Genomic DNA, 6,669 nt, shown 5'->3' on the forward strand with positions numbered 1-6,669 from the left:
GTGTGCGCCGGGACGCGCGGAGGAGCTCGTCCTGGCGCAGGGCCTCGCGGGCATGCGCCGCGACGGCCGGCTCGCCGCTGGCAGCCAGCGCCTCGAGGATGTACGGCGGGACGATCGTGCAACGCTGCGTCGAGGTCATGACGACAGTGTGCGTCCGATCACTGACACCCGCCTGACGAGCTCAGCCGTAGGTGTCCCGGGGGCCGCGCGAGTCGGGGGAGCGCCGAGCGCCCCGGTTCCACGACGGCGCGCTCGGCCCGACGACCTTGAGCTCGCTCACCGCGCCCGCGCCGATCTCCTCGTCGATCCGGGCGAGCATCGACGACGCGAGCAGTCGCATCTGGGTCGCCCAGGCCGTCGAGTCGGCGCGCACCGTGAGCACCCCGTCGACGAAGGTCAGCGGTTCGACGTGCCCGGCGATGTCGGGGCCGACGATCTCGGTCCACCGCCCCATCACCGAGCCCACGGCCACGTCGACCTTCCACCCGCGGTCGAGCAGCAGGCGGTCGAGCTGGTCGCCCAGCAGCGCCGGGTCGCGGCCGTCGCGCGACGACCCCGACAGGACCGGTGCCTGACCGATGGGGCGTCGGCGCTTCTTCGGCCGCATGCCCGGGCGCAGGCCCTTCTCGGCCGCGCCGGCCCGGGCCCGGGCGAGGGCCGACGCGGCAGCGTCGGCGATCCGGGTGTCCTCGTCGGTGGGTTCGGGGGTCTGCGCAGGCTCGACGTCCGGCGTCTCGTCACTCATCGCCGTCGCCCTCGGGCACCTTGACCTCTGCCACCGCCTCATTGAACACGGGGTCCCCAGCCGATGTCTCGCTCGCGGGAGCAGTGGGGGGTGGGGCGGCGGGGTGCACCTGGCCGAGCTCCACGGCATACGTCGTCCCGCTCCGGCGGAGCACGTCGGGCACGTCCGCGCCGACCGCCGCCGTGATGAGGACCTGCTCGCAGTCGGCGACGAGGACCGCCAACCGTTCACGTCGCCCGGAGTCGAGCTCGGCGAAGACGTCGTCGAGGACGAGCACCGGGTCGTCGCCGAGGTCACGGCGCAGGAGGCGGTATGCCGCGAGCTTGAGTCCCAGCGCGAAGCTCCACGACTCGCCGTGGCTGGCATAGCCCTTCGCCGGGAGCTCACCGAGGGACAGGACGAGGTCGTCGCGGTGCGGACCGACGAGGGAGATGCCGCGCTCGATCTCGTTGGACCGCACCTGTTCGAGGCTCTCGAGCATGCCGGTGCGCAGCTCCTCGATCTCGGGCACCTCACCGGCCGCCAGGCGCGCGGCGAGGTCCTCGCGGAGCGAGCTGCGGTAGGTGGCCCGCGCGTTGGATGCGGCTGCGCTCACGGCGTCGTAGCACTCGGACAGGTCGGGGGCCAGGTCCCGCAGCAGGCGCAGGCGGGCATAGAGCAGCTGCGCGCCGACCGTCGCGAGGTGGTCGTTCCACACGTCGAGGGTGTGCAGCGCCGACTCGCGCGCCTCGTCGAGCGGGAGGTCACTCTCGCGCGGTGGCCGAGGCGGCCGGCGGCCGCCCCGGCGCAGGACCGGGGCGGCCGACTTGAGCAGCGCGTTGCGCTGCTTGAGGATCTTGTCGTAGTCCGAGCGCACCCCCGACCACCGCGGCTGGCGCTGGACGAGCAGCTCGTCGAGGAACCGGCGACGCTCCGACGGGTCGCCCTTGACGAGGGCGAGGTCCTCGGGGGCGAAGAGCACGGTGCGCACGGTGCCGAGCACGTCCCGCGGCCGCGACACCGGAGAGCGGCCCAGCCTCGCCCGGTTGGCCCGACCCGGCGTGATCTCCAGCTCGACCATCGTCTCGCGGTCGTCGCGCATGATGGCTCCACGCACGACCGCCTGCGCGGCGCCGAACCGCACCAGCGGCTGGTCCGTCGCGACCCGGTGCGACCCGAGCGTCGCGAGGTAGCCGACCGCCTCGACGAGGTTCGTCTTGCCCTGGCCGTTGAGGCCGACGAGCGTCGTGACGCCCGGGGTCAGCGCGAGCTCGGCGCTCGGATAGCTGCGGAAGTCCTTGAGGGTCAGGTGACGGACGTGCAAGGAGGGTGCGGCGCTCTGCTCAGGCCTTCTTGGCGGTCTTCTTCGCGGCGCGCTTCTGACCGCGTGCCGTGTCGGCCATGTCGGTCGCCTGCGTCGCCGMGGCCCGACCAGAGGCTGCCGCCTGCTTAGCCGCGCCGACGTTGGCCTTCGACGCCGAGCCCGCCGCGCGCTTGCTCGCCTGCTTCGCCGACCCGCGCTTCGCGGCCTGCTTCGTCGGCGACTCCTTCTTCGCCGAGCGCTTGGCCGTCGTCGGCACGTCGCCCTGACGCAGCTTCTCGCCCTCGGCGATCGACATGACCTCGTGCCCACCGAACTGGCCGCGCAGCGCCGCGACCGCCTGCATCGTCGGCGAGCTCGACTGGCGCGAGGCGAACCGGGCGAAGAGCGAGGCCGAGATGACCGGCATCGGCACCGACAGCGCAATGGCCTCCTCGACCGTCCAGCGGCCCTCCCCGGAGTCGTTCGTGTAGTCGGAGACGTCGTCGAGGTGGGGGTTGTCCTCGAGCGCGTCGACCATGAGGTCGAGCAGCCAGGACCGCACCACGGTGCCGCGGCTCCACGCCTTAAAGGCCCCGGGGACGTCGGTGACGATGTCCTTCTTCTCGAGCAGCTCGTAGCCCTCGGCGTAGGCGGCCATGAGGCCGTACTCGATGCCGTTGTGGACCATCTTCGTGTAGTGCCCCGCGCCGACCTTGCCGGCGTGGACGAAGCCCTCCTCGCGCGGGCCCTCGGGCCGCAGCGCGTCGAAGATCGGCATCGCCTTGTTGACCCACTTCTTGTCGCCGCCGCACATCAGGCCGTAGCCGTTCTCGAGGCCCCAGATGCCGCCGCTCACACCGCAGTCGACGTAGCCGATCTTCTTCTCGCCGAGGAGCTTGGCGTTCTCGAAGTCGTCGGTGAAGCGGGAGTTGCCGCCGTCGATGACGAGGTCACCGGGCTCGAGCAGGTCGGCCAGCTTGGCGACGGTCTCGCGCGTCGGGTCACCGGCGGGCACCATGACCCACACGACGCGGGGGGCGTCGAGGGCCTTGACCAGGGCCGGCAGCGTGCGCACGTCGGCGACGTCGGGGTTGCGGTCGAAGCCGACCACCTCGTGGCCCGCGCGGCGCAACCGCTCGCGCATGTTGCCGCCCATCTTGCCGAGACCGATGAGACCGAGCTGCATGTCGCGAGCCTTTCTACAGGGAGCGTGGGGATCTGGTGAGGCGCTACGAGGCTACGCCCTACCCAGCAGCGCCCTCGATCAAGCTTGCGCCGGCCGGTCTGGCCTGCCGGACGGGTCGGAGTGTGCGTGCTGGGGTGGTGCTGGGGTAGTGCTGGGGTGGTACGGCGGTGGTGCGGAGGCGCCGGCTCAGCTGGCGAACCGAACGGGCATCAGGACGTAGCGGTAGCCGGTGTCGGGCTCGGAGTCGGCCTCGGCCTGACCGGTGAGGACCGCGGGACGGCTCGGCTGCGTGAACGACAGCCGGCTCCAGGCGGTGCCGACCGCGTGCAGGCCGTCGAGGAGGAACTGCGGGTTGAACGCGATCTGGATCTCGGGACCGTTGAGGGTCGCCTCGACCGCCTCGGAGGCCTGGGCGTCCTCACCCGTCCCGGCCTCGATCGCCACCTGCCCGTCGGTGAACTTCAGCAGCACGGGCGTGTTGCGCTCCGCGACGAGGGCGACGCGCTTGACGGCCTCCTCGAGGGCCGCCGTCTCGATGACGGCCTCGGTGTCGACGGAGGTGGGGAAGATCGAGGTGACCTTGGGGTACTCGCCGTCGAGCAGGCGGGTCGTTGCGCGACGCTGACCCGCCTCGAAGCCGATGAGGCCGTCGCCGCCCTGACCGAGGGCGAGCTCCACCGAGCCGGACGCGCCGAGGGCTCGGGCCGTGTCGGAGAGCTGACGGGCCGGGATGAGCGCGACGTGGCTGGCGTCGGGTGCAGAGGGGCTCCACGTCAGCTCACGCATCGCGAGCCGGTAGCGGTCAGTGGCGAGGAGCGTCACCTTGTCGCCGTCGATCTCCATGCGGACCCCGGTCAGGATCGGCAGGGTGTCGCCCTTGTCGGCGGCCACCGAGACCTGGGCGACCGCCTGCGTGAAGACGTCGCCGGCGATCGTGCCACTCGTCTCGGGTGAGGCGGGAAGCGTCGGGTAGTCCGCGACGGGCATCTCGCGCAGAGCGAAGCGCGACGACCCGCAGGCGACGTTGACCTTGGTCCCGTCGGTGCTCACGTCGATCGGCTTGTTCGGCAGGTTGCGCGAGATGTCCGCGAGGAGTCGGCCCAGAACGAGGACCTGGCCGGCCTCGGCGACGTCGGCCGGGACGGTGATGCGGGCGGACACCTCGTAGTCGAAGGCCGACAGCGTCAGCGTGCCGTCCTCGTTGGCGTCGACGAGCACGCCCGCGAGCACAGGTACCGGCGGGCGGGCCGGGAGCCCGCGGGCCACCCAGGTCACGGCCTCGGCCAGGACGTCTCGCTCAACCCGAAACTTCACGGTGCACTCACTTCGACGGGGAAGGACATTGGGGCTCAGACACTAGTGCCTGCGGGTGACTGGCACCACAGACACTCCCCGAATGCGTGCAGCGACCGAATCGGGCAACCACTCCGGCCCTACCGGCGGTGGCCGGTCGTAAGTGGACGTGAGACAGACCCTCGTTGTCGGGGCTTCCCTCCTTGACTGGGATCTCGTCGTAGTCATAGGTGCTGTGGATGCTGTGGACAACCCGCCTCGTGGCTGGTCAGAGCGCCGATGGGGGTGTGCACGGTGTGTGGGGGCGGCATCGCTGCGAGGGCAGCTGCCTGTGGACGCTTTTCGGCTGTGCACATCGATCACACAGGTTCGCTGCCAGTTGTCCGCAGGGTCGTCCCTGTCGTCCACACGTGTCCACAGCGGGGTGTGGAAGACGCGACGGCATATGTCCGGAATGCCGTGCTTGCTGACTAGTCACCTGTGCACGGCGACCGCCTGTGATTCCACAGAGTTGTCCACAGGCGGTGGACAACATCCCGGCATAACGGGCGCTAATGGTCGATCCGGCCCATGTTCCGGGGAGGTCACGCTGTGCACACAGGTGTGGACAAACCTGTGGATGGATGTGGACGCGTGTCGTCGGCTAGGCAGTGACGGGAGCGATCACACATCGTCTCGAGACCGCCAGGAGGCTGTCGAAGAGCGCCTCGCCATCCGGAACGGGCCCCAGTTGAGCGAAGACCTCGCTCGTCACGGCGCCCAGGAGCAGGGTCCAGGCCGCGATCCCCTGGACCAAGCAGGTGGCGTCGAGCCGTGTCGAGGCGAACATCGGGGTCTCCAGCATGGCGCCGACCGCGGCACAGGTGCGCTCGTCGACGAGTCCGAGGCGGTCACCGGCCGCGAGGCGGCCCCCACGCCGCACGTCGTCGAGCAGGGTCACGAGGAGGGCGAGCACGGCGGTGCCGGCCTCCTGGGTGCGTTCCGCCGGTGCTTCGTAGTCCGGGACCGGCGAGCCGTAGATGAGGGCGAAGTCGTGCGGCCGGTCGATGGCCCACGAGCGCAGGGCCCGCCCGAGGGTGTCCCACCGCGCCTCGAGGTCCTCCCGCGCGACGGTGTCGTGCGCCGCACGCACGGCGGCAGCGAGGGACCAGTACGAGTCGACGATGAGGCGGGTCAACAGCTCGTCACGGCTGTCGACGTAGCGGTAGATGCCGGAGGACACCATGCCCAGGTCGCGCGCGACCGCCCGGAGGCTGAGGGCAGCGGCGCCGTCCGTGGCGAGGTGCTCGCGTGCCACGCGCAGGATGTCCGCCTCGACGGCGAGCCGGTTGCGCGCCCGCTTGCCCAGCCGAGGTCCGGCGACCGCGGGCTGCTGCTCCTCGGCGCGCGGCAGGAGGCGCGGGTCGGGTGGGTCGGCGCTGGGCTGAGGCTCCATGCCCCCGAGCCTGCCACAGTTCCGAAGAAATGTGAGCACTGCTCTTGAATGTCGGTCGAGCGCGTGTCATCCTCTGAATGTGAGCGGTGCTCACCATTGACTCGAGAGGAACCCGCCATGACCCACCACCTCGTCCTCGGCGCCGGAGGCGTCGGACGGTCGACCACCACGGAGCTCGTCACGCTCGGGCACACCGTGACCCTCGCCTCGCGATCCGGCCGGGTCACGGAGCGGCCGTGGCAGGACACGCACCGCGACTCCGTCGAGGTCGTCGCCGTCGACGCCGGGGACACGCGCGCCGTCACGGAGCTGGCGCGTGGCGCCGCGAGCATCGTCAACGCCGTCAACCCGCCGAGCTACCTGACCTGGGACACCGACTGGCCACCCGTCGCCGCCGCCACCCTCGCCGCGGCGGAGGCGAGCGGTGCCGGGCTCGTCATCATCGGCAACCTCTACGGCTACGGACGTGTCGAGGCCCCGATGCGCGAGGACGACCCGATGCGTCCGGCCGGTCACAAGGGGGAGCTGCGCGCCGACATGTGGACCGAGGCCCTGGCCCGGCACGAGGCGGGACGACTGCGCGTCACGGAGGTGCGCTCGAGCGACTACTTCGGTCCCGGCACGACGGCGCGCACGAGCTACCTCAACGACGTGGTCATGGACGCGCTGCTCGCGGGCCGCACGCCCCTCGTGCCGGCCGGTCGGGCGGACGCGGCCCACTCGTGGCC

General features: G+C 71.3%; 6 protein-coding genes. 1 reads left to right on the forward strand and 5 read right to left on the reverse strand.

Annotation, left to right across the window (positions count from 1 at the left end; all coding sequences use genetic code 11):
• Positions 1–181: 181 nt before the first annotated feature.
• From AC1DP0_RS15840 to AC1DP0_RS15860, 5 genes are all read right to left on the reverse strand, one after another.
• Complete coding sequence (locus AC1DP0_RS15840; protein WP_478085915.1) at positions 182–745, reverse strand: DciA family protein; 564 nt, start codon at positions 743–745, stop codon at positions 182–184.
• On the reverse strand, positions 738–2,048 hold the full coding sequence (gene recF / locus AC1DP0_RS15845; protein ID WP_478085918.1) for a DNA replication/repair protein RecF: 1,311 nt from the start codon (positions 2,046–2,048) through the stop codon (positions 738–740). Before recF ends, AC1DP0_RS15840 begins: the two co-directional genes overlap by 8 nt.
• A 19-nt stretch (positions 2,049–2,067) precedes the next feature.
• Positions 2,068–3,213: a phosphogluconate dehydrogenase (NAD(+)-dependent, decarboxylating) gene (gnd, locus tag AC1DP0_RS15850; protein ID WP_478085920.1), complete on the reverse strand. Its 1,146-nt coding sequence runs from the start codon at positions 3,211–3,213 to the stop codon at positions 2,068–2,070.
• Between the two features lie 186 nt (positions 3,214–3,399).
• Entirely contained in the window at positions 3,400–4,527 is a 1,128-nt protein-coding gene (gene dnaN, locus AC1DP0_RS15855; protein ID WP_478085922.1) for a DNA polymerase III subunit beta, read from the reverse strand.
• 622 nt (positions 4,528–5,149) lie between these two features.
• Complete coding sequence (locus AC1DP0_RS15860; protein WP_478085925.1) at positions 5,150–5,941, reverse strand: TetR/AcrR family transcriptional regulator; 792 nt, start codon at positions 5,939–5,941, stop codon at positions 5,150–5,152.
• Positions 5,942–6,058: 117 nt separating this feature from the next.
• Between AC1DP0_RS15860 and AC1DP0_RS15865 the strand changes: the two genes are divergently transcribed.
• On the forward strand, positions 6,059–6,669 hold a 611-nt coding region (locus AC1DP0_RS15865), incomplete at its 3' end, for a saccharopine dehydrogenase NADP-binding domain-containing protein (RefSeq protein WP_478085927.1).

This window comes from Terrabacter sp. P5_B1, assembly GCF_056400505.1.